Here is a 22,116-nt window from a genome sequence, read left to right as displayed (position 1 = left end):
CTATTGTTTATCGTGTTGCGGAAATTTCATTTCGCTATACCTGACAAAATGCGTACCTTTAATCAGTTTATAGCTAAACCAGATAACCAAAAACAGCGGAATGCCGATATAGGTGGCGACAACCGCTCCCCAGTCAATGGTATCCTGCAGAAAAGCCTGATAATTCTGCCCGAGGGTAATAATCAGGCATAATACAAAGGCAAAAATCGGCCCAAGGGGGAAGAAACGAGAGCGATAAGGTAAATCATTCAGATCATGGCCCTGTAACACATATCCCCGACGGAAACGATAATGGCTGATCGCGATCCCCAGCCAGGCGATAAAACCGGTCATACCGGATGTATTCAGTAACCACAGATAAACGGTCTGGTTACCAAACATTGAGCTGAGAAAACACAACGCCGCAATCACCGTAGTGGCATACAGGGCATTTCGCGGCACCCCTCCCTGAGAGAGACGCGCGAAGATACGTGGCGCTTTGCCGTGACAGGCGAGGGTATATAACATCCGCGTTGAGGCATACATTCCGGAATTACCCGCCGATAATACCGCCGTCAGGATCACCGCATTCATGATGGCGGCGGCTGACAACAATCCCGCATGCTGAAACACCAGAGTAAATGGGCTGACAGTGATGTCTTCTACGTTATTGCGCAATAAGTTGGGATCCGTGTAGGGAATGATCAGGCTGATGATCAGAATCGCGAATATGTAGAATAACAGAATACGCCAGAAGACTTGCCGTACCGCGCGGGGGATATTCTTTCCTGGGTTTTCTGACTCACCTGCCGCAATACCGATAAGCTCGGTTCCCTGAAACGAGAAACCGACAATCATCGCCACACCGATCATCGCAGGTAATCCGCCGACAAAGGGCGCATCTCCTGTCGTCCAGTTACGCCAGCCCGCAGGTTGTACACCTTTAAAAATTCCGGCAATCATCATAATACCGATAATAATAAAGATGATGACTGTCGCCACTTTAATCAGCGAAAACCAGTATTCCGCTTCGCCGAAACCTTTTACCGAAATCCAGTTCAGCATGAACATGACACCGAGGAACAGCGCACTCCAGATCCAGCCAGGAACATCAGGAAACCAGTAGCTCATGACCAGCTGAGAAGCGACAAGATCAACGGCGATAGTGACCGCCCAGTTATACCAGTAATTCCAGCCCAGCGCGAAACCGAAACCCTCTTCGACATAATCCTGACCATAGACGGCAAAGGAGCCCGATACCGGCATATAGGCGGCCAGTTCACCGAGGCTGGTCATCAGGAAATAGACCATCAGGCCAATCAGAATATAGGATAGAAGCGCGCCCCCTGGGCCCGCCTGGGAGATGGTTGCTCCTGAAGCAACAAAAAGCCCGGTGCCGATAGAACCGCCAATGGCAATCATGGTCAAATGGCGTGCTTTCAATTCACGGCGCAAACCCGTTGCTTGTGTGTTTTTTATATCTGAAACCATGTAAAAATGTTACTAATCCAACAACAAAGGTCTGATTGTAACAGATGAATTTCACCCTGGTCGGTATAAATGCGGTGTCATAAGAGAGCTTCATAATGGGTAAGTAATTATTAGTAAAGCACTCTCTCGCGCGCTTTTTACCTCGCCTTACCAGGCTGACAGTGATCATTGATGTCATGCTGCTGCTAAACCGTTATGATGATGCTTTTCCTCGTGGCTTACCCGGAGTTTGGTTATGAAATATATCGGCGCGCACGTCAGTGCTTCAGGCGGACTGGCTAATGCTGCGATTCGTGCGGCAGAAATTAACGCGACAGCCTTCGCGCTGTTTACCAAAAATCAACGACAATGGCGCGCTGCCCCGCTGACAGAAAAAAGCATTGCAGAATTCAGGGCTGCGTGTGAAAAGTACCATTTTACGCCCGCACAGATCCTGCCACACGACAGTTATCTGATAAACCTGGGTCACCCGCTCGCGGAAGCACTGGAAAAATCGCGACAGGCATTTATTGATGAATTAAGCCGTTGCCAGCAACTGGGGCTGACATTGCTGAATTTCCATCCGGGTAGCCATTTACAGCAGATAAAAGAAGAGGCATGTCTGGCGCGTATTGCAGAATCGATTAATATCGCGCTGGATAAAACAGCTGGCGTTACCGCTGTGATTGAAAATACAGCGGGTCAGGGCAGCAATCTGGGATTTCGCTTTGAACACCTGGCGGCTATTATTGAAGGTGTGGAAGATAAATCGCGTGTCGGAGTGTGTATTGATACCTGCCATGCTTTTGCCGCAGGCTATGATCTGCGCAGCGTCGAAGCCTGTGAAGACACCTTTGCCCGTTTCGACAGCATTGTCGGTTTCCAGTATCTGCGTGGTATGCATCTGAATGATGCTAAAAGCGATTTTGCCAGTCATGTGGATCGCCACCACAGTCTGGGTGAGGGGAATATCGGCCAGACCGCTTTTCGCTGGATCATGCAGGACAGCCGTTTCGATAATATCCCCTTGATTCTGGAAACAATTAATCCGGATATCTGGGCACAGGAAATTGCCTGGTTACGCGACCAACAAGTCGCGACAACGCCAGCCTGATGGGTTGTAAAAGGATAAAAAAAGGCCGTGTATTCGGCCTTTTTTTACTGCCCGATCATGAGATCAGGCCAGGGTTTCCGCCGTCGGGGCTTCTTTCGGCTTCAACGCCGCGTAAGCCAGTCCGGCAATCAGCGTTCCGACGACAATCGCCAGCAGATATCCCAGTACCGGGGTGATCGCACCAGGGATTAATAGCACGAACAGCCCTCCGTGCGGTGCCATCAGCTGTGCTCCAACCAGCATCGAGATCGCACCGGTCACTGCCCCTCCCACCATACAACATGGCAGTACGCGGATCGGATCACGTGCCGCGAAGGGAATCGCCCCTTCCGATATAAAGCACAGTCCCAGAACCAGCGCCGCTTTTCCTCCCTCACGCTGACCCTGATCAAATTTCTTACTCGCCACCAGTGTCGCTACCCCCATCGCCAGTGATGGTACCATCCCGGCAGCCATAATCGCCGCCATTGGCCCATAAGTCTGTGTACTCAACAGGCTGACCCCGAAAGCATAGGCTGCTTTGTTAATTGGCCCCCCCATATCCGAACACATCATTCCGCCAAGGATCACGCCCAGCAGTACCGCATTGGTTGTTCCCATTGTCCGTAGCCAATGGGTCAATCCGTCAAGAATAGCCGCCACGGGTTTGCCAATCAGGTAGATCATCGCCAGACCGACAATCAGGCTGGAAATCAGCGGGATGATCAGAATCGGCTTGAGTGCCTCCATACTGGATGGCAGTTTTAATCGGGTACTGATCAGCTTCGCGATATAACCGGCCAGGAAACCGGCGATAATCCCACCGATAAAACCAGAACCGCCGGTGGCGGCCAGCATACCGCCGATCAGGCCAGGCGTCAGGCCGGGGCGATCGGCAATAGAGAAAGCGATATAACCTGCCAGTACCGGAACCATCAGGGCAAATGCCGTATCACCCCCGATATGCATTAATGCGGCAGCCAGCGTGCCTTTCACCTCATAGGCTTTAATGCCAAAAGCGAAGGACAGCGCAATACATAACCCCCCCGCCACCACCATCGGCAGCATATAAGAAACCCCGGTCAACAGGTGACTGTAAATACCGGCACCCTCTTTCTTCTTCGCCACCCTGGTTTGTGGGGTACTCTGGCTACGCGGGTGATAGGGTTGGGCTTCAATCAGCGCTTTATCCAGCTCCTGCGCCGTTTTTTTCAGCGCCAGCCCGGTTGAAGTATGATACATCGGTTTACCGGCAAACTTGGCCAGATCAACATCAATATCGGCAGCCACAATGACTAAATCCGCCAGGGCGATTTCTTCCGGGGTAATCACGTTCCCGGCACCGACCGAGCCGCGTGTTTCCACTTTCACTTGCCAGCCACGTTTTTTTGCTTCCTGTTCAATGGCCTCTGCCGCCATAAAGGTGTGTGCCACCCCTGTCGGGCAGGCGGTGATCGCCACCACACGTTTGGCATGTTTGTCATGATCAGATTGAGCTGATGCTGCAGGGGCCACATAAGGAGTAGCCTGATTTTTTGCTTCGTTGAGCAATTTCCCCGGCTCAATAACCGCCATAGCCGCGCACTGAGTATCACCGTGATAGACACGTTTACCATTAAGTGCTTTATCTGCCGGCAGCGCCGGGCCTAAAACGATCACCAGTTCCGCATCATCCGGATTATCAGTGAGTTCCAGTTGAGCGCTATGTGCCGCAGCACGCAACTGATTTTTTAACATACAGGCGCGAGCCTGTCCGATGCTGTCATCAATAATCAGCAGCGTTTTCATTATGCCTCTCCTGCTGTCAATAAAAGGGTTTCAGGTCGATACGGGCCATCATGGCCGCCAGCTGATTACGATCCGTAATACCAACATTGCTCTGGCTGACCGCCAGAACAGCCACCGCAGTAGCCAGTCGCAGTGTGTGTTCACTCGATTCGCGCATCAGCAGGCCATAAATCAGTCCCCCCACCATCGAATCTCCCGCACCAACCGTGCTGATAACATCGACTGAAGGGGGTTTCGCCAGCCATTCACCGGAGGCATTGACCCACAATGCCCCCTCCTCACCTAACGAGATAACGACATGCGCAATCCCTTGTTCGCGTAAAGCGTGAGCGGCTTCGATAACATCTTTTATTTCCGGTAGTTTACGACCGGCCCACAACTCCAGCTCCCGGCGATTCGGTTTCACCAGCCATGGTGCGGCTTTGAGTCCGGCAACCAGCGCTTCCCGACTGCTATCAAAAATGATGCACGGACAGAGACTACGCAGACGCACCATCCAGTCAGTGAAGGCTTCAGGCTTGACACCCGACGGCAGACTGCCGCTGACACACACCATATCGAATTGCCCCAGCCAGCTCAGTGAGTCATTCACAAAGCGTTCCCAGTCTGCTGTCGTTACTTCAAAACCAGAGAAGTTCAGATCAGTGACTTCGCCATCTTCTTCCGTCAGTTTGACATTGATACGGGTTCGGCCTTGTACGATCTGAAAGCGATTAGCAATCCCTAATTCACTGAATAATTGCTGAAAACCATCCTGATTATCTTTACCCAGAAAACCGCCGACAGTGACATCAATACCGAGATCTTTCAGCACTTTTGCCACATTAATACCCTTCCCGGCCGCATGCAGACCCGTGGTACGTACCAGATTGACTTCACCGTGTTCGATACGGGCAGTATAGCCCACCAGGTCATAAGCCGGATTTAAGGTAATCGTTGCGACACGCCTGCTCATTTATACCCCCTCCCCCAGGCCAGCTGCGATGACTTCACCTATCGCATTCAGCGCCTGTTGCGCATCTTCACCTTGCGCCGTAAAGCGCAAGCGATTTCCTTTTTTTACCCCCAGCGCCACAACTTTCATCAGGCTGCGCCCATTGGCGGGTTTACCTGAACCATCCAGATTGGCTACCGTGATATCACTGTTGAATTTTTTGATCGTATTGACCAGCATCGCACCGGGCCGTGCGTGCAGGCCATGTTCATTACGCACGACAAATTCGGCACTTAACACATCGTCAGCCGTGGCCTCATCACTGGTTAATAATGCCAGCAATGCCGCGCTATCGGCCTTCAGCAGCCGATCGACTTTCTTTTCACGCAAGATCTGACTCAACCGATTCAGCACCGCGACAGGCTGATCATCGGCCATCGCTACTGTGATCAACAGAGAGACCGGTTGCCCGTCAGCAGTGAAGCTCTTTAGCGGACGCGCGATGGCAATCGCACTATGTAAATTGCCTTCCGGGCTGTCGTTCAGCCAGACGCCCTCTCCCAGATTCATCGGTTTATCATTAATCACCTTGCTGACAAAAGCGGCATCCACTGCCCCCGCTTCCTTCAGGCGAGCGGCGTTCAACGCCTGTAGCGTCAGCAAATCACTGGCGGCAATATCAAGGTTCAGCATCTCATTATCCAGCTTCAGCGTCTCCCGCTGTTTTTCGCCCATCAGCAGCGCACGCAACGCTTCTGCGCCTGGCGCGGTCTTAAGCTGTTCAGCAATCTCATCATCGCTCAGGATATGCGTCAGCTGGCGTAGCAATCCGAGATGCTCATCGGAACGGGCCGCGATACCAATCACGATATAGGCTGTCTGCCCATCTCCCCAGTCAACGCCCTGCGGAAACTGGTAAACCTGAACACCTGTTTTTATCACTTTATCGCGGGTATCGGTGGTGCCATGAGGTATCGCGATTCCGTTTCCCAGAAAAGTGGAGGTTTGCTGTTCTCGTGCCAGCATACCATCAACATAGCCTTCTGCCACATTGCCTGCACTGACCAGTGCGGCGGCCACCTGGCGAATGGCGTCCTCTTTATTACTGGCCTGTTGGCCAGGATGAATATCCTGCTCAGATAACTGGAACATAGTTCTCCTCTCTCGCTGACTTGAATCGTTTCAGTCATTTTTGCAAAAACAGACTCTCTTTTTCACGGAGATACAAGGGCTAATACCGAAACGGTGCAATAATTCTGAACCTGTATTACCTATTGCGCAAGAATAGTTGGATATTCGATATCAGAAATAAGAAGTACCGCATGTTTTATGCTGAATCGGCCGCAGATTTCTGTCCTGATTTCAGCTTTTGCTGAAATCCAGTGACCTGTCAGCCGTTGTTCAGATGCCTGGCTGGTAGCGTGAAAAGACGCCAGCAAGACAGATAATTTGATCACCCGCGATCACGACATCACTCACTGATCAACCATCAGTCCAATGACAGAGATATCTATTTATTGTTATCGCGCGTAAAATCATCCGCTCTGATAACGCTGATTCACTTTCTTACTTATGCAAAATAGTGGTTCTTTTCTGAGGGGCCGATTTAATCTGACCTCGTTTGCTTTCCTGTGCGTTGCCTTCCTGACGGGGATTGCCGGTGCGTTACAAACACCTACACTGAGCCTGTTTTTGAGCGATGAAGTTCACGCACGGCCCGCCATGGTCGGTTTCTTTTTTACCGGCAGTGCCATTATCGGCATTTTCGTCAGTCAGTTCCTCGCCGGGCGTTCAGATCGCCGGGGCGATCGCAAACAACTTATTATTTTCTGCTGTCTGCTGGGGGCGGTCGCCTGCGTACTGTTTGCCTGGAATCGTAATTACTTCATTCTGCTTTTTGTCGGTGTCGTCCTGAATAGTTTTGGCTCCACTGCCAATCCACAAATGTTCGCCCTGGCACGCGAATATGCAGATAAAACCGGACGCGAGGCTGTGATGTTTAGCAGCATTCTGCGCGCTCAGGTTTCGCTATCGTGGGTTATCGGGCCACCACTGGCTTATGCACTGGCGATGGGTTTTGGCTTTACCGTGATGTATCTCTGTGCTGCTATCGCTTTTATCATTTGTACTGCCATGGTCTGGCGATGGCTGCCGGGGATGCGTAAAGAGGAGCAGCCAGGCGCTACACACGTCGAAGCCCCGCGTGTCAATCGTCATGATGTGCTGTTGCTCTTTATCATCTGTACATTAATGTGGGGCAGCAATAGCCTGTATCTGATTAATATGCCACTGTTTATCATTAACGAATTGAAACTGCCTGAAAAACTGGTGGGGTTGATGATGGGTACGGCGGCCGGGCTGGAAATTCCGGTGATGTTAATCGCAGGCTATTATGCAAAACGCTTTGGTAAGCGTTTTTTGATGCGTCTTGCGGCAGCGGCAGGTTTACTGTTTTACAGCGGTATGCTCCTCGCCGATACCCCCGCAGAACTGCTGGCGTTACAACTACTCAACGCGATCTTTATCGGTATTCTGGCCGGGATCGGGATGCTCTATTTTCAGGATCTGATGCCCGGTCAGGCGGGGTCAGCCACCACTTTATATACGAATGCCAGTCGTGTCGGCTGGATCATCGCCGGTTCACTGGCGGGCGTCGTGGCGGAACTCTGGAACTATCATACCGTTTTCTGGATTGCATTGATAATGGCCGGGATCAGTCAGATGAGTTTGTGGCGAATTAAAGATATATAATGTCCGCATCTGATGTCGCGATACCCGTGCTACTGACGGAGATTATCAACATGGCGAACGGATTTATTTCCTTTGTTTCCCGTGATTTTATTCATTCCGCTTGCCTGAACAGCCGGGTGCGAGTAGTTTTACGCGATATTTTTCAACCTTCATTGACAGGATGATAACAATGCCCAGAGCGAATGAAATAAAAAAAGGTATGGTACTGAACTACAACGGAAAACTCCTGATTGTAAAAAATATTGATATTCAGTCGCCGAGCGCCCGTGGCGCCGCAACACTCTATAAAATGCGCTTCTCTGATGTCCGCACTGGCCTGAAAGTGGAAGAGCGTTTCAAAGGGGATGACATTGTCGATACGGTCACGCTGACGCGCCGTCCGGTTGATTTCTCGTATGTCGATGGCGATGAATATGTGTTTATGGATAAAGAAGATTTCACGCCTTACACCTTTAATAAAGAGCAGATTAAAGATGAACTGGTTTTTATTCCTGAAGGCGGCATGCCGGATATGCAGGTATTAACCTGGGATGGTCAGTTGCTGGCGCTGGAACTGCCACCTACCGTCGATCTGGAGATCATTGAAACCGCACCAGGGATTAAAGGTGCCTCTGCCAGCTCCCGTACTAAACCCGCCACCCTGAGTACCGGACTGGTAATTCAGGTGCCGGAACACCTGTCTGGCGGTGATAAAATTCGCATTCATATTGAAGAAAAACGTTATATGGGGCGCGCAGATTGACAATATCACCGGATAACACAGCGTACAGGGAGTACCTGAGGACTTCGAGCACTGCCGAGGGGCAAAATGGCCACTAAAATAGCCTGATGGGCCAGGCGCTAAGGGGTAACATAAAGCTACCCCTCGTCAATCGTGACAACGAAACAGGATGGCTCACTGCTTTGTTGAAATTTCGTTTAACATAATACAGTTATGTTTCTTAGCCATTTGACACAATTCATAACGACTATGATTAAAAATCGACTGCCGCTGATTTTGTTACTTAATATGATGGGTTTGATACTCTTTTTCTCATGGTATCTCCCGGCTAATCACGGTTTCTGGTATCCGCTGGATGCCGCCATTTTCCATTTTTTTAATCAATGGGTAGCAAAAAGTCATAGCTACGCCCTGCTGCTGGCATTGATCAACCATCGGGTTTTCGATGCCTGCTCTTTACTGGCGATGGGCGCTCTGATGTTATCCTTCTGGCTAAAAGGCCAGCATGCTGAACGACGTCGGATCGTCATGATAGGTTTGGTTATGTTGCTTTCGGCGTTGATTATTAATCAACTGGCGCAACATCTGATGCCGGTTGACCGTAGCAGTCCCTCCCTCGCTTTTAGTGATATCGTCAGAGTCCGTGACGTCGTCTCTTTGCCAACCAAAGATGCCTCGAAAGATAGTTTTCCGGGTGATCATGGCATGATGTTGCTGGTATTCGCGGCCTTTATGTGGCGCTATTTTGGCTCTCGTGCTTTTATTATTGCCCTGGTTATTTTTATTGTTTTTGCTTTTCCCCGGGTGATGATTGGCGCTCACTGGTTTACGGATATTATCGTCGGTTCATTATCGGCGATACTGATTGGCGCACCGTGGATCTTATTGACATCACTCAGCGATAAACTTATTGCGTGGTTTAATCATATCATTCCGCTCAGAATAGGGAATTTTAGTCTTTAAATAGACAATGGTGCTCTGCGCTTATTTCGCGAATGATTCCGCTGGTGCCAGCGCATACCATGAGCTTCTCGCTGGTCATATCGATAATGGTATCGACCAGCAGACTTGTGGATTATTGCTCTTACACGGTGTTTTCCTCTTTACATCCCTTCATCTTGCAACGCCAATACTTACAATAAATTGCATAAAACTACTCGTCATCATAGCGTTAATACGGTAATCTCTCTGACCGTCAGCTTCATGGTAAGGTCAATCCTGTTAGTAAAATGTAGGTATTACCGTGCATTTTAAGGAATTGTCTTATTGCTTATTGATGGTATGTGATCGGATTTTATTGTGTTTTCTATTTTTACTGTGACACCGTTGTTAAGAACCTTCAGCAGGACCGTCAAATCCTGGCCTGTTATAAAACACATTATGCGGTTGATCCTCGCTATTCTCGTCTCTATTTTGCTTTCCGCCTGCAGCGCAACCAGCCATACCATAAAGAATCCCTCTTCTGAGAATCATGAAGACTTCTCATCGCTACAAACTTCTCAGAACGAATTTGAAGCCATGGTGCACAATCTTGATATTAAATCCCGCTTGATGGAACAATATACCCGCTGGCAGGGTGTTCGCTATCGCCTGGGCGGCAGTGGACAAAATGGCATTGATTGTTCGGGCTTCGTGCAACGTACTTTCCGGGAGCAATTTGGGCTTGAACTTCCGCGCTCCTCTTATGAACAACAAAACTCAGGGAAATCGATTTTACGTTCTCAACTCCGCATGGGTGACCTGGTTCTGTTTCGGGCGGGTTCTACCGGACGTCACGTGGGAATTTATATCGGCAACGACCAGTTTGTTCATGCATCGACCACCCAGGGAGTGACCATATCCAGTATGAATGATCCTTACTGGAAAAAGCGCTACGATAACGCACGCCGGATTTTAAGCCATTCGTAATTAGCGCCATCCTGACCCCTGTTTCTGATGCAATCAATCTGGATACGGACAAGGAATAGGGAAGAATCTTATTCCATGACTATCCACAAATACTAAACGATGCTGACTCATTACTTTTCATCCCGGCGCAATATCTGGTTAACCAGCATATTTATCGGCATCGCTGCCGCGCTGCTGGCTGGCGTGATACAATCTATAGCACTCTATCACAGCCGCACTGAACGGCTTGATACCATTATCAATAATATCAGCACCCATCTGACTGAGCATTTCAGCGAACTTAATAAAGCGATTACTCATTTGCAAACGCTGGCTGATCAGGATTGTCAAAGCATTTTATCCAGCCCGTCGGCACAAACGATATTTGAGCTCGATGTCAGTATGTTCATGCTGATAAAAAGAGGACATGTTATTTGCTCCTCCACGACGGGCGCGATAAATGTCCCGCTGACTCAGATTATTCCACAAATCAACCCGCATAAAGCACTCGATCTGCAGTTACTGTCTGGATCATCCGGGATACCACGAGCCCGGCTGGCGATGTGGCTGCGTAGCTCAGATGAAGATCAGGATGGAGTGTATGTCTCAATGAATCCCAACCTGATACCTTACCTTCTCTATTCCGATCATCCGGATAATTTCAGTAAAATTGCGCTGGTGGTTGACGATAAAGCTATTTTCAGATTAAAAAACAGTCCTGTTGATCTGCGAACACTGCCGGACAAACCGACGCGGCAGATACCGGTCCAGGGATTACCGCTAAAGCTCTCTCTCTATACCAGCGGTCAATTATCAGAAAGAAATATGCAGTTTATCCTGCTGTTAAGCGTGGTGTGTGGTGTGTTAGCCGGTTTCGCTGGCTACTATATCATGGCGATAAAATGTGGACCGCGTAAAATTCTGCAAACCGCGATGAAAAATCATCAGTTTTATCTCGTCTATCAACCAGTGGTAAAAGCCAATAGCTTACAAATTGTCGGCGTTGAAGTGCTGATGCGCTGGCATCATCCAGCGGCAGGCGAAATCCCACCGGATGTGTTTATTCGCCTTGCCGAAAAGCAACAAATGATCGTGCCGCTGACACATCATTTACTAACCCTGCTCGCGCTCGACGCACCAATGTTACAGACCATTCTTCCGGCCGGGAGTAAGTTAGGCATCAATATCTCACCAGCCCACCTGCAAAGTAGCTGTTTTCAGCACGATATACAGCAATTCGTTGCCGCTCTGCCAGAGGGTCACTTCAATCTTGTGCTGGAAATGACCGAACGCGCTATGATCGATACCAGCCAGTCCGAGGCGAATTTCGACTGGTTACACCGACAAGGAGTGGAAATCGCCATTGATGATTTTGGTACCGGTCACAGCGCCCTGATCTACCTTGAACGTTATAACTTCGACTTTCTGAAAATCGATCGCCGATTCGTGCAAGGCATTGATACCGAAACTGTCACCTCTCCTGTTCTCGATGCGGTCCTGAAGCTGAGCCGCCACCTGCAATTGACTACCGTTGCCGAAGGGGTGGAAACACCAGAACAAGCGGAGTGGCTGACCCGACATGGTGTTGATTATCTGCAAGGTTACTGGCTGAGTCAGCCTTTGCGTCTGGAAGCGTTAATTGCGGCACATAAGCAGCAGGTAAAATATTTTACAGGCTGATGATCACATACTGAACAGACCCGATAGGATGATGCACATGATCCCACCAGGTTATCGTGTTACTAAAAAGATGAATCATGGGGCAAGGAAAGAGAATCGTGCTCTCTTTTAACATTCCATAACGGGCATGCACTGACCCGTTTCTGATACTCAATATCTCCTCAGAACAGAACGTTAAACTAAAAATGGCTCAGCGATCGCCACACCGAAGTTTTTCAGTCGGCCGATTGCCAGAAACTCATCCTGTTGTTTAACAAACAGACAGGGTGCGTCGTCGTACTCAATGATAGAGCAATCGACATCAATACCACTCAGCGCCTGGCCGACTTTATTCATGGCTGGCCACGCATTTTCGCCTTCCGGACTAATCAATTTGATAGCCACCAGATTATTTTCAGTCTGTACCCCATTTTGTGGAACAGGCTCCACCTTTGAACCTGTAAACCCCGCCTGCCATCGATAATACTGTGGCAAACGACTTACGACAGCGCGTTGTAATATATCCATATCGTTTCCCCGGCATATAATTATTAACAATTATTTTACATCAATGCAGACAAACTGGTGAAAAATAATCATCAATGGTATCAGAACCGTTTATCTTCCTGCTATATCAGCATTAATGCACCTTTACCCGGATGCCATCATTTCACAACAGAAACTCAATGGTGTTATATATCCCTAATTTTGGGATCTATAGCAACTTTTTTAGCTTAATAATACGATTCTTTACGTAACTTTATTTTACATAAAACAAACATTTCCTCCATATTCCCACGGTGAATGATGACGGGAATCAAATTCAGAAGATAAATATTTGCCAATATTGATAGATAATAACAATTGATAATTTAAAGGTTAGTTGAATTATATTATAAAGACAGACAATTCCCTCTCCGGTAACGCAGATAATGCGGCTACCAGAGTTGGAAATGTGATCAATAAAGGGGTTATCTGATATAGGCGAGAGGCCAGAAATAATCAGCCAAATACAGTTGATGTCTATTTATCAGAGGATATCCTATTCCATCGGCGATGAGTTACAGACTAATATGGCTAATTTCTTCTTCCGTCAATGGACGGTATTCACCCGGTGCCAGTGCACTGTCCAGTATGATATTGCCGATACGTTCACGATGCAGTGCAACCACATGATTACCGGTAGCGGCAAACATGCGTTTCACCTGATGATAGCGCCCTTCAACAATCGTCAAACGGACATCAGTCGGTGTCAGGACTTCAAGACGCGCAGGCTTCGTTAATTCTTTTTCATTATGCAACTGTATTCCTTTGGCAAACTGCTCTACTGTTCGTTCATCCAGTGGATATGCCAGCGTTACCCGGTATGTCTTCTCACAATGATGACGCGGTGAGGTGATCCTATGTGACCATTTTCCATCATCAGTTATCAGTACCAGTCCGGTGGTATCGATATCGAGGCGACCTGCGGCATGCAGTTTGTTTGCCATCGGTACATCGAGAAAATAGATGATAGTCGGATGATCAGGATCATCGGTAGAACAGACGTATCCCTGCGGTTTATTGAGCATAAAATACCGCCAGCCACGGTGCTGGATCAGCGGAGTATCATTATACTTCACCTCATGCTCCGGCTGGAGCTGAAATGAAGCGTCCTTGATGATTTTATTATCCACCAACACACGGCTGCTGCGGATTTCACGACCAGCCATAGCCCGGCTGATACCCAGTTGCTGGGCGATAAATTTACCAAGTCGCATAAGTTTTTTTGCCTGTGATCATACTGAAACGGGCACTGGCCCGAAAAAAAGAAATGAAGCGGTTAGTATAGCGGGCTCTTCATGTCACTCAAGAGGAACAGAAAAAGAGTGATGTATTCAGTGTGTTTATATTGTCTCAAACATCATATTCGCGCTCAATAAAAGTACCGATGATCCTGTTATGCATCTCAACAGATTTTGAATACCCCAGGGTCTTACGATTTAAGCGGTTACGCAGATTCAGATTTTCCCGCGCAATCCGCTGCGTGTAAAGCTTACTGATGCCGCGCGCGATAAATGCACCTCGAAACGCGCGATAAATCACGTTGAATTTATTTTCAGTATACGAAAATGAATTACAAAAAACACGCTACTAACAGCCCCGTCATCAATCCAGCATTGTGGGCGACTTGGGCAATACCAGGTTGCTCATCCCAGCGGATAAACAGACCACTCACTGTCAACAACATTAATCCTCTTAACAGATATAAATCACTGACGTGATTACGTTCACCCTGTAACCACAAAAATCCTGTCAGGGCATACAGCACACCAGAGAGACCTCCAAACCATATTCCATTTGCCATAAACTGTGCCATCCCACCAGTTATTGCAGCAGTCAACGTTAGTATCAATAATTGCAGGCTACCCTGATTGCTTTCCATTCTGCCTGCGAGATAGCACCATCCCAGCATATTGCTAAATAAGTGAGCAAAAGAAAAATGAATAAGAGAATGGCTAACGTAGCGCCATATCTCAGGGCTTACGTTAGTTTTTGGCCAGCTCAATAGCATCATTACAGATTGTGATTCGCCTGTTTGCATTACGCCATATATAAACAGGCTTATAATCAATACTGACCATGTAACTGGCAGACATCGATGCTGCATATCACACCGGTTTTGTAAGCTTGTACTCTTGCCAGCTTTGCAGACCATCGCGTTCACTGCATAGCGTAATCTGGTTAAATATCTCACCTTCTACTGCCACCGGGTCAGGCCAGCTCCAGCTTGTTTCACTGGTGATAATCGTGCGAACAATCCGCGTCCCCTGTAGTAACGTGATTCGGTATTGCGTTCCGGCTTCTGGCCCCGTATCAGCTTCGCTGTGGGAAACCAGATTATCTGCCTGCAACAATCTGTCGCGGTGTGACCACGATAACGTCAGGCCGGGTTCTGTTAGTGCTGGCAGCGTAGTAGTGAGTTTGCCGTTCACCCGGACATTACCTGGTGGATAGGGACGCGCCTGGCGCTGGCGGAATTTGAGTGTCTGAACAGTGGCCACGGAGGCATCCAGTGACCCGTTCGCAGTTGTCGTCAGTAGTCTGACACTGGCCGTTTCCCCTGGCAGGTAGTCAACACCATCACTCTCCAGCCAGCCGTCATAGCACCAGATAATCGCACCGCCTTTATGTTTTTGTGGCACAGTATCTGCGCAACCACGTCCCGTTGTAAGCGTACCGCCAGCCAAATCAATACTGTCAATACGGACAATTTCATCATCAATCAGCAGGGCGTCTCCAGTTGTAAACGTCGCGTTGTTAAACGAGACAGCAATAACACTGTCCAGACGGTCAATATCAGTGAGCAGTAATCCTGCTGGCGTCCAGTCCCCCGTACCGTGATCGAGATAGTCAGCACTGCCAGTGCGTGACTGGATAGTGTAATTAATTGATGTTGCTGTCGGGGCAACAGCCAGAATCCCCATCATACAGATTTCTGCTGTCAGGGCATTCAGGTCTGCTGTACTCATTCCGGCAGCCAGCGAGGCATATGGAATTTCTAACAGCCTCTGTTGTGTGACCGGGCATAGCGCTGTATCCGGGGGCGTCCATTGTCCCTGTGGCTGGCTGCTGCTATAAACCGTCGAAGGTAATCCAAATACGTCCTGCACAACTTTGACTGTTATCGAACCATCCTGCTCTTCTTTCAGGCTACCGACCCGAACTACCATATTAGTAATATTGTGTTCTGGCAGAGAAATACGGAAAACACCAGCTGGTGTTAACTGACAGGCCCGACGATCCATTTTTAGTGCAAACCGGTTTAATCCACTGCCACCGGCTTCGAGATCACGTTGGGCCACACGGGCAGCCAGTGACCAGGTGGGCAGTGCTGGATAGTCGCGTTTTTCACTAATCAGTCCCACTGACTGGATTGCGCCGAGGTTCTGCGCCCGGACTGAACTGTCAGTATTACTCACTGGATCATGCCAGTTTACAACAATTTCATTGGGTGCATTATCACTGGCGGCACTGTCATCATCCTGCACACTGAGAATACCGTTATCACAGGTGAATAACGGCAAATCCGCGATGTTATAATCGTTCCGAATTAATCTGGCAGTTAATTTACCACTGGATAAATCACAATATTGTACTGCACCAATATGGTCTAAGATTTGCTGAATAAAATTATCCAGCGAATCCTGGCGATTATAACGAAAACAGAGACCGAAATTTTCGTTATACAGCGTATCGGCCATCTGCTGATAGGCATTCAAATCCAGATCGTCATTCAGCGATAAACCGCGCCCCCATTCCCGACTGGTTGCTGCCTGCACCAGAATATGCGCCGGATTCATCGCGTAAATAGCGCGGTAATTTTCCTCAGCGGCACCTTTTATATCTCCACTCAGTACCGCATCGCCATTGTTTAGCTTAATCAGTGCTTTTTCCGGGTACCAGACCACGCCATTATCCCAGCCCTTTTTAACGCGCCGTACCCGGTAGACCCACGGCTTCGGGCTGGCGCTGTAGGCACTGACCAGACCAGAAAACAGAGTGCTGACAATACCGCGAAAACCAGGCACTAATCCGCTCAACAGGTTACGTAACCGTGCACCAGGTTGCTGGTCAGGTTCACCAAACATCACATCAAGCCACCCCTTAATACCGCCTTCGCCGCTGGTTTCTGTACCGCCAAATAAATCGGGTTTATCAATATAAATACTGGTGTTAGTCGTAATTTGTTGTGGTGTAGTGGCAAGAATAACTTTTTTATCAGCGATAATAGCCACCAGTTCGTCAATCGGCCCCCGGCCAAGTCCCGCGTGAATATCCCAGAAATATTTATAACCGACGGTTACCTTCTTTTTTTTACCGCCCATTACTGGCTCCTGTTGCTATTCTGCCGAGCCAGATTGACTACCCGTAATGCAAACGCATCACCAGTCTTCAGCAATATCTGGCTACTGATCCTGCCCGTCTGAATAAACTGACGAAAATCGAGGTTATATTGTTTAAACCACGTCCGTGCTCCGCGTGCGCAGCCACCGGCAGCACGAATATCTGCCATAGTGATAAATATCTCGGTTTGAATTTGCTTCATTTTTTAATCGCCTGATAACGATAATTACCATACGCCAGAACCTGCCAGTCTTCCGTCCAGCAGTCACCGAAAAAAATACATTGCGGTGTTCCCTCATCTGTCTGGGGAAACTGCCAGCTATCAGCAGTCGCCGCTTCGGTTTTATTACGTACCTTTTTCGTTAACGCTTGGTTCAGAAAATAGCTGGCGATCATTACCGCGATATAGTAGACAATCTGCCAATAGGCTTGTGCTACGACGTGACCATCAATTACCACCTGAGTCGGCTGCAATAACTCCGGGATAAACGCCAACATAAATCACCTCCGTTAAAAAACTTTAATAATCTGCCACGGGTTGACATCAGGCAGGTGTGGAATGCCTCCATAATTCAGGCAATTAGCAAACTTGTTATTACAGGTGGTTATTGTCAGATCACAGCCAGGATAGGCGGTAATTTCCTGCCCGACACTCAGGCCGTCACAACCACCAAACAGGGCAATCGTGTTATTAGTGTGGCTACGTGCTCCCCGGCGCTGCAATACACCACCCACCTGATATTCGATATAACCACCACTAAACCAGCCGTCAGGCGTGGCTGCAGGCAGATTGACGGTGATTCCGTTACCTGTCAGGGCAGTAATAATCAGTGCCACCGCATACTGGCTCGGATTAACCCGGCAGTTTACATCGTATAGCGCATACGGACAGGCCCGGCCCCAGGTTAACCGTACACCGGAGCGGGTGAACGTGGCCGCGAGGCTGATATCTCCCACTCATATACTGCCAGGCGGTTAAACTGCCGTGGTGTTTGCGGGCCACTAATGCGAATACCATCACTACCACTGACCGTAACAGCCAGCAGTGTCTGGGATTTAAGCCAGGCATTCCAGACTTTTACCCTGACGGTCTGTACAGAGCTGACTGCTCCCAGTGAAATTGCCGCTGGCAGCAGTCTGATGCGGTTGTAAAAACGACTGAGCCAGGCATCCGCCAGATAGCCGTTGTGATGTGTCTGACTAGCTGTACTGACTGGACGGGTCGCGATACCAGCAGGTAATAACGTTGTCGGTAGTGCCAGTCTGGCCCCACCCTGACGGGTGACTAGTTTGTGGACATTACTGCTGACGGGTGGCCGGATCAGCGCTCTGCCAGGAGTGAGATAGCCCGTGCTCATTCGACAATCCTGTATCCAGAACACTGATAGAACACCTCGACTGGCAGCAATGTGTTACACGTTACGACCGTTCATACACGCTGTTTTACTGCGACCCACCGTACTGGGGAACTGAGGGCTATGGCGTTGCGTTTGAGCTGGATAATTATCAGCGACTGGCGGAACTGGCACGTAGTATAAAGGGGAAGCTGATTGTTTCCGTCAATGATATCCCCGAAATGCGGGAAATATTCCGGGGATTGAGACAGCAGTCTTTAGCTGTTAAATACAACCTGGCCGTTAGTGGGCAGCCCACTGCGCGCAGGGAACTGGTGATTTGTAATTTTTAACAAGGAAAGTGGTGGTGATAACGTGGTGCTGAAAAGTGATTTGCTGGTGAAATGAGCAAGTAATGATAATGATTCAAATTTTATACACATTTTATTTTTCCTGTTTATTTCGGTATCCATCTAAATCAATAATTTTTGAGCTTTTCTGTACTGAAACAGTAGGGCCACGTATTGGCGGTGGCCCTTGGGAGGTTTTGTCAGGGTAGAAACTGAATATCAGCGTTACATTATCCAGCAAGCCTGCCTGATTTTGGCTGAGTGAGAACCTTGCCAACCTCAAGAATGGCCCTCCGTTGTTCCGGCGTCATATTATCAAATGCATCTATCAGTTCTTGCTTCTCAGAAGAATGCTCTGGATGCACTTGCACTACTGACTGACTTGGTACGCCAGTAACAACATACAAAACATCTACACCAATATTTGATAGTGCAGATAACTGCACTGCAGTCGGAGAAGTACGATCTTTCTCCCAGTCAATAAAAGTTCTTTTAGCAACACCAATAGCATCTGCTATTCCTTGCTGAGTAAGTGATAGTCGTTCTCTTTCTTCTTTAATACGCAAACCGATCATGTGAGTTTTTCTGCACTATATAGGTTGACTGGTGAGGATATCTGCACCATAATCTATCACACATAAGGCAAACATCATTGCATCAATCAAGGAGACAACGATGACTGCGGAACAAGTTAAGTCGCACTTCCGGCAACGGGGAATTACGTTCACTCGCTGGGCTGAAGAACATGGCTATAGCCGCAATGAAGTTTACCGTGTACTCAACGGTCAAACCAAAGGACGCTACGGCAAATCACACGAGATTGCCGTCAAACTGGGACTGAAATCAGCGATCCAGGCAGCCTAACATTTTACAACCTGCGTAACAGGTTATCACATATTGCAAAAAGGAGAATGAATGACATGAAGGCTACCATTTTAAAACCTCGGATGCGTGTTCTATTACAGTGCGGGCAGGACTACCTGGAAGCTACTGTTATCAAAAGGATACCTCGTAACAGTTATGGTTTGAAAGCACGCACCATTATTAGTGTAAAGGAATTTGTCGGACTGAGAGGCCCAGCAGATCAGGGGATTGTGGAACTTTCAGACTATGAGGTCTCCCGAAAACTGCAACCTATCGAGTGTTGAGGTTATGACTATGAGAGCAAATTCAGTTTCCAGTTCCGGTACCCGATGCTTTCACCATAAGTTCTAGCCCGTCACCATCACGGTAGGGGGTGTCCTGCTTTTTACCTGTAACCGGATCTGTTTTGGCTTTAGCGTTAGCAACTTCAGTAGGTGTTAAAGGCGTAATAATCCTAAATAGCTGCGCCTAATACCGCTACACTTTCGCCAGCCCATGTTTACCTCCGGGGAATGGGCTGACGGTTTCCATAAAATGGCGAACCTTTTTCAACAGTTGCCACATCGAACGGCACTGGTGGTTTCGGGTTATCGTATCGTGAAGCGCCAGCCATAACCGCTCAACATGATTCACCCATGGCGAGTATACAGGTTGATAAATTACTCTGAACTTCGGGTTCGCTTTCAGCCAGTTTCGTGTTTTCTCACTCTTGTGAATAATGTAGTTATCCACGATGAGCGTTATCGTTTTTGCACGGCGATACGTCGCTTTCAGATGCTCTAACAGACTGATAAATAAAGATGAGGATTTGCTACTGCCGCCTACATAGCTGACCTTTCCTGTATCACTATGCAATGCACCTGCCAGATAATATTTTTCATTCTGACCGGGTGTGACCACCCGTTTTTGCTGCCCGCGTAACTGCCAGTCAGCACCGATTTTCGGGTTGAGATGAATATCCACCTCATCTTCGTAAAACACCGGGTTTTCTGCGCTGCATTGCTCCAGCGCGTTATGGATTGCCGCCATTTTCTCTTCTTTATGCGGATCGCGTATATGTAGAGTGGGTGCTGCTCTGCGCCACACCAGCCCCGCGGAAGGCAGCCAGCGGCGGACTGTACCGGGATGAAGTTTACATCCGGTTATCTCGTTGATTTTTATTGCTAACAGTTCGGTGCTCCAGCGGGAGCGCTGATAACCGAAATCACCGGGAGAGCGGCTGACGAGCAGAACCAGCAGTTTGCAGATTTGTTCAAATGGCCATTTGCGTTCACGGCCGGACTCAGTGATATCAGGCCTTCCGCGCCATACAGGGTAAACCAGTTAATCCAGCGCCCGACGGATGAACGGGCACAGCAGAGAGTTCGGGCAACATCGCTGACACTGAACCCGCGGCTCAACATCAGCATGGCGGTCAGCCTGCGGGCATGGTTTTTATCGCGTGTTTTATGGATAGTTTTCTGCATCAGGCGTCGTTCGTCACGGGGTATTGGTGCTATGATTGTCATCGCTCAGTCCGGTAGGTGATGTGAGATATTTGGCGATTGATCAGATCGCAAAATCCGGGCTGAGTTCCCTCAAAGTGATCTACTATTTGGCGCAGCTATTTAGGCATAGTGCAGTCTTCCGGCATACTACCAAAAACCAGAGTGGCATACTGCTAACCCCTGATCGTCCGGGAATGGACAGGGCGTGTCCCTGTTTTCTCTGCCCGTGGACAGGGTGTTTTTACCCATATTAGGCTGTGTCCCTTAACCTATTTGAAGGTCAGAATTGAAAGCAAAAATTATCTCTAAAAAGGCAATTTTGGCTGATAAATGCACTTTTTGTGGCGATTTTTCACCCTCACAATGATGCTGTATTGTACAAAAAACAGTTACGGAACACACCCTAGTAAGTAAAATCATTTAGTTACGCCATTATGGACAGCAGGACAGGCCGGACGTCCTAAAAAAGCATATAGGAAATAGAAAACATGCTTTTTTATGTAGTAATGGTTTTTGGTAGTACGCATTTTTGTAGTACAGGTTATCCACTACCAAACATACTACCAAAGTTTACGAGTTAAAATGATACTAAACGAATGCTAAAGGCACTAAAAAAGCCCTAACTCATTATGATTTAGGGCTTTTTATTGGGTTTTCAATAGTTAGAGAACGCTACCGAATGCTTAATTGGGCTGGCGTCCCTGTAATTAGCTATTCATTCCATTGATTTTTAATATTATTTAAACTTTGAATTTTATGTGTGGTTCTAAAAAGGAACCATAAATCGTAATGGTATGGGTTCTCACGATTAGCGGATTGGAGAATTGTATCAAAAGGAAACAAATTCTTCAGTTCAACTCCCTGCTGGTAGCTGAACTGCGCAAGCAGGATCTGCTTTTCACCGATTAGTGA

General features: G+C 48.3%; 20 protein-coding genes and 3 pseudogenes. 8 read left to right on the top strand and 15 right to left on the bottom strand.

All coding sequences use genetic code 11. The annotated features are described in order from the left end of the window. Positions 1-1,470 (bottom strand): amino acid permease, encoded by a 1,470-nt coding sequence (locus PT300_09110; GenBank protein MDF7680729.1) that lies wholly within the window; start codon positions 1,468-1,470, stop codon positions 1-3. Between the two features lie 235 nt (positions 1,471-1,705). Between PT300_09110 and nfo the strand changes: the two genes are divergently transcribed. After that, entirely contained in the window at positions 1,706-2,563 is an 858-nt protein-coding gene (gene nfo, locus PT300_09105; GenBank protein MDF7680728.1) for a deoxyribonuclease IV, read from the top strand. 63 nt (positions 2,564-2,626) lie between these two features. Here the strand turns inward: nfo and fruA are convergent, their stop codons facing one another. Genes fruA through fruB form a run of 3 tightly spaced genes read right to left on the bottom strand, consistent with a single transcriptional unit; the run spans position 2,627 to position 6,416 of the window. After that, positions 2,627-4,330 carry a PTS fructose transporter subunit IIBC gene (gene fruA, locus PT300_09100; GenBank protein MDF7680727.1) on the bottom strand — a complete coding sequence of 568 codons (1,704 nt, stop codon included), beginning with the start codon at positions 4,328-4,330 and terminating at the stop codon, positions 2,627-2,629. 16 nt (positions 4,331-4,346) lie between these two features. Beyond that, positions 4,347-5,285, bottom strand: a complete 939-nt coding sequence (gene fruK / locus PT300_09095) for a 1-phosphofructokinase (GenBank protein MDF7680726.1) — start codon at positions 5,283-5,285, stop codon at positions 4,347-4,349. Further along, the gene (gene fruB, locus PT300_09090) at positions 5,286-6,416 is read right to left on the bottom strand and encodes a fused PTS fructose transporter subunit IIA/HPr protein (protein ID MDF7680725.1); all 1,131 of its coding nucleotides are present in this window, start codon (positions 6,414-6,416) and stop codon (positions 5,286-5,288) included. A 420-nt stretch (positions 6,417-6,836) separates the two neighbouring features. Between fruB and setB the strand changes: the two genes are divergently transcribed. From setB to PT300_09065, 5 genes are all read left to right on the top strand, one after another. Next, entirely contained in the window at positions 6,837-8,015 is a 1,179-nt protein-coding gene (gene setB / locus PT300_09085) for a sugar efflux transporter SetB (protein MDF7680724.1), read from the top strand. Positions 8,016-8,184: 169 nt separating this feature from the next. Further along, positions 8,185-8,757 (top strand): elongation factor P-like protein YeiP, encoded by a 573-nt coding sequence (gene yeiP, locus PT300_09080; GenBank protein MDF7680723.1) that lies wholly within the window; start codon positions 8,185-8,187, stop codon positions 8,755-8,757. A gap of 228 nt (positions 8,758-8,985) precedes the next feature. After that, a complete protein-coding gene (locus tag PT300_09075) occupies positions 8,986-9,699 on the top strand; it encodes a phosphatase PAP2 family protein (protein MDF7680722.1) in 714 nt (237 codons plus the stop codon). 363 nt (positions 9,700-10,062) lie between these two features. Continuing rightward, positions 10,063-10,644, top strand: a complete 582-nt coding sequence (gene mepS / locus PT300_09070) for a bifunctional murein DD-endopeptidase/murein LD-carboxypeptidase (protein MDF7680721.1) — start codon at positions 10,063-10,065, stop codon at positions 10,642-10,644. 99 nt (positions 10,645-10,743) lie between these two features. After that, entirely contained in the window at positions 10,744-12,303 is a 1,560-nt protein-coding gene (locus PT300_09065) for a cyclic di-GMP phosphodiesterase (protein ID MDF7680720.1), read from the top strand. Positions 12,304-12,477: 174 nt separating this feature from the next. On the opposite strand, the gene PT300_09060 is transcribed toward PT300_09065, so the two are convergent. From PT300_09060 to PT300_09020, 9 genes and pseudogenes are all read right to left on the bottom strand, one after another. Then, positions 12,478-12,810, bottom strand: coding sequence for a YejG family protein (locus PT300_09060; GenBank protein MDF7680719.1), 333 nt, complete (start codon positions 12,808-12,810; stop codon positions 12,478-12,480). A gap of 533 nt (positions 12,811-13,343) precedes the next feature. After that, complete coding sequence (gene rsuA / locus PT300_09055; GenBank protein MDF7680718.1) at positions 13,344-14,042, bottom strand: 16S rRNA pseudouridine(516) synthase RsuA; 699 nt, start codon at positions 14,040-14,042, stop codon at positions 13,344-13,346. Between the two features lie 136 nt (positions 14,043-14,178). Beyond that, a pseudogene (locus PT300_09050) lies at positions 14,179-14,325 on the bottom strand (IS1 family transposase). Between the two features lie 73 nt (positions 14,326-14,398). After that, positions 14,399-14,866: a rhomboid family intramembrane serine protease gene (locus tag PT300_09045; GenBank protein ID MDF7680717.1), complete on the bottom strand. Its 468-nt coding sequence runs from the start codon at positions 14,864-14,866 to the stop codon at positions 14,399-14,401. Between the two features lie 67 nt (positions 14,867-14,933). Then, positions 14,934-17,150 (bottom strand): phage tail protein, encoded by a 2,217-nt coding sequence (locus PT300_09040; protein ID MDF7680716.1) that lies wholly within the window; start codon positions 17,148-17,150, stop codon positions 14,934-14,936. Beyond that, the gene (locus PT300_09035) at positions 17,150-17,371 is read right to left on the bottom strand and encodes a hypothetical protein (GenBank protein MDF7680715.1); all 222 of its coding nucleotides are present in this window, start codon (positions 17,369-17,371) and stop codon (positions 17,150-17,152) included. Before PT300_09035 ends, PT300_09040 begins: the two co-directional genes overlap by 1 nt. Beyond that, positions 17,368-17,667 (bottom strand): hypothetical protein, encoded by a 300-nt coding sequence (locus PT300_09030; protein MDF7680714.1) that lies wholly within the window; start codon positions 17,665-17,667, stop codon positions 17,368-17,370. The genes PT300_09035 and PT300_09030 overlap by 4 nt, the downstream gene beginning before the upstream one ends. Before the next feature lie 12 nt (positions 17,668-17,679). Further along, on the bottom strand, positions 17,680-18,126 hold the full coding sequence (locus tag PT300_09025) for a phage BR0599 family protein (GenBank protein MDF7680713.1): 447 nt from the start codon (positions 18,124-18,126) through the stop codon (positions 17,680-17,682). Beyond that, the gene (locus tag PT300_09020) at positions 18,075-18,527 is read right to left on the bottom strand and encodes a hypothetical protein (GenBank protein ID MDF7680712.1); all 453 of its coding nucleotides are present in this window, start codon (positions 18,525-18,527) and stop codon (positions 18,075-18,077) included. Before PT300_09020 ends, PT300_09025 begins: the two co-directional genes overlap by 52 nt. 11 nt (positions 18,528-18,538) lie before the next feature. Between PT300_09020 and PT300_09015 the strand changes: the two are divergent. After that, a pseudogene (locus tag PT300_09015) lies at positions 18,539-18,856 on the top strand (DNA adenine methylase). 227 nt (positions 18,857-19,083) lie between these two features. On the opposite strand, the gene PT300_09010 reads toward PT300_09015, so the two are convergent. Beyond that, a complete protein-coding gene (locus tag PT300_09010; GenBank protein ID MDF7680711.1) occupies positions 19,084-19,428 on the bottom strand; it encodes a helix-turn-helix domain-containing protein in 345 nt (114 codons plus the stop codon). Between the two features lie 100 nt (positions 19,429-19,528). Between PT300_09010 and PT300_09005 the strand changes: the two genes are divergently transcribed. Beyond that, the gene (locus tag PT300_09005) at positions 19,529-19,717 is read left to right on the top strand and encodes a DNA-binding protein (GenBank protein ID MDF7680710.1); all 189 of its coding nucleotides are present in this window, start codon (positions 19,529-19,531) and stop codon (positions 19,715-19,717) included. Between the two features lie 477 nt (positions 19,718-20,194). Here the strand turns inward: PT300_09005 and PT300_09000 are convergent. Further along, positions 20,195-21,225, bottom strand: a pseudogene (locus tag PT300_09000) (IS630 family transposase). Positions 21,226-22,116: the final 891 nt, after the last annotated feature.

The sequence above is a fragment of the Enterobacteriaceae bacterium ESL0689 genome (genome assembly GCA_029433525.1).
In the GTDB taxonomy this organism is placed as follows: Bacteria; Pseudomonadota; Gammaproteobacteria; order Enterobacterales; family Enterobacteriaceae; genus JAQTIF01.
The sequence above is the reverse complement of the archived record's forward strand: the minus strand, read 5'-3'. Positions and strand labels throughout refer to the sequence as shown.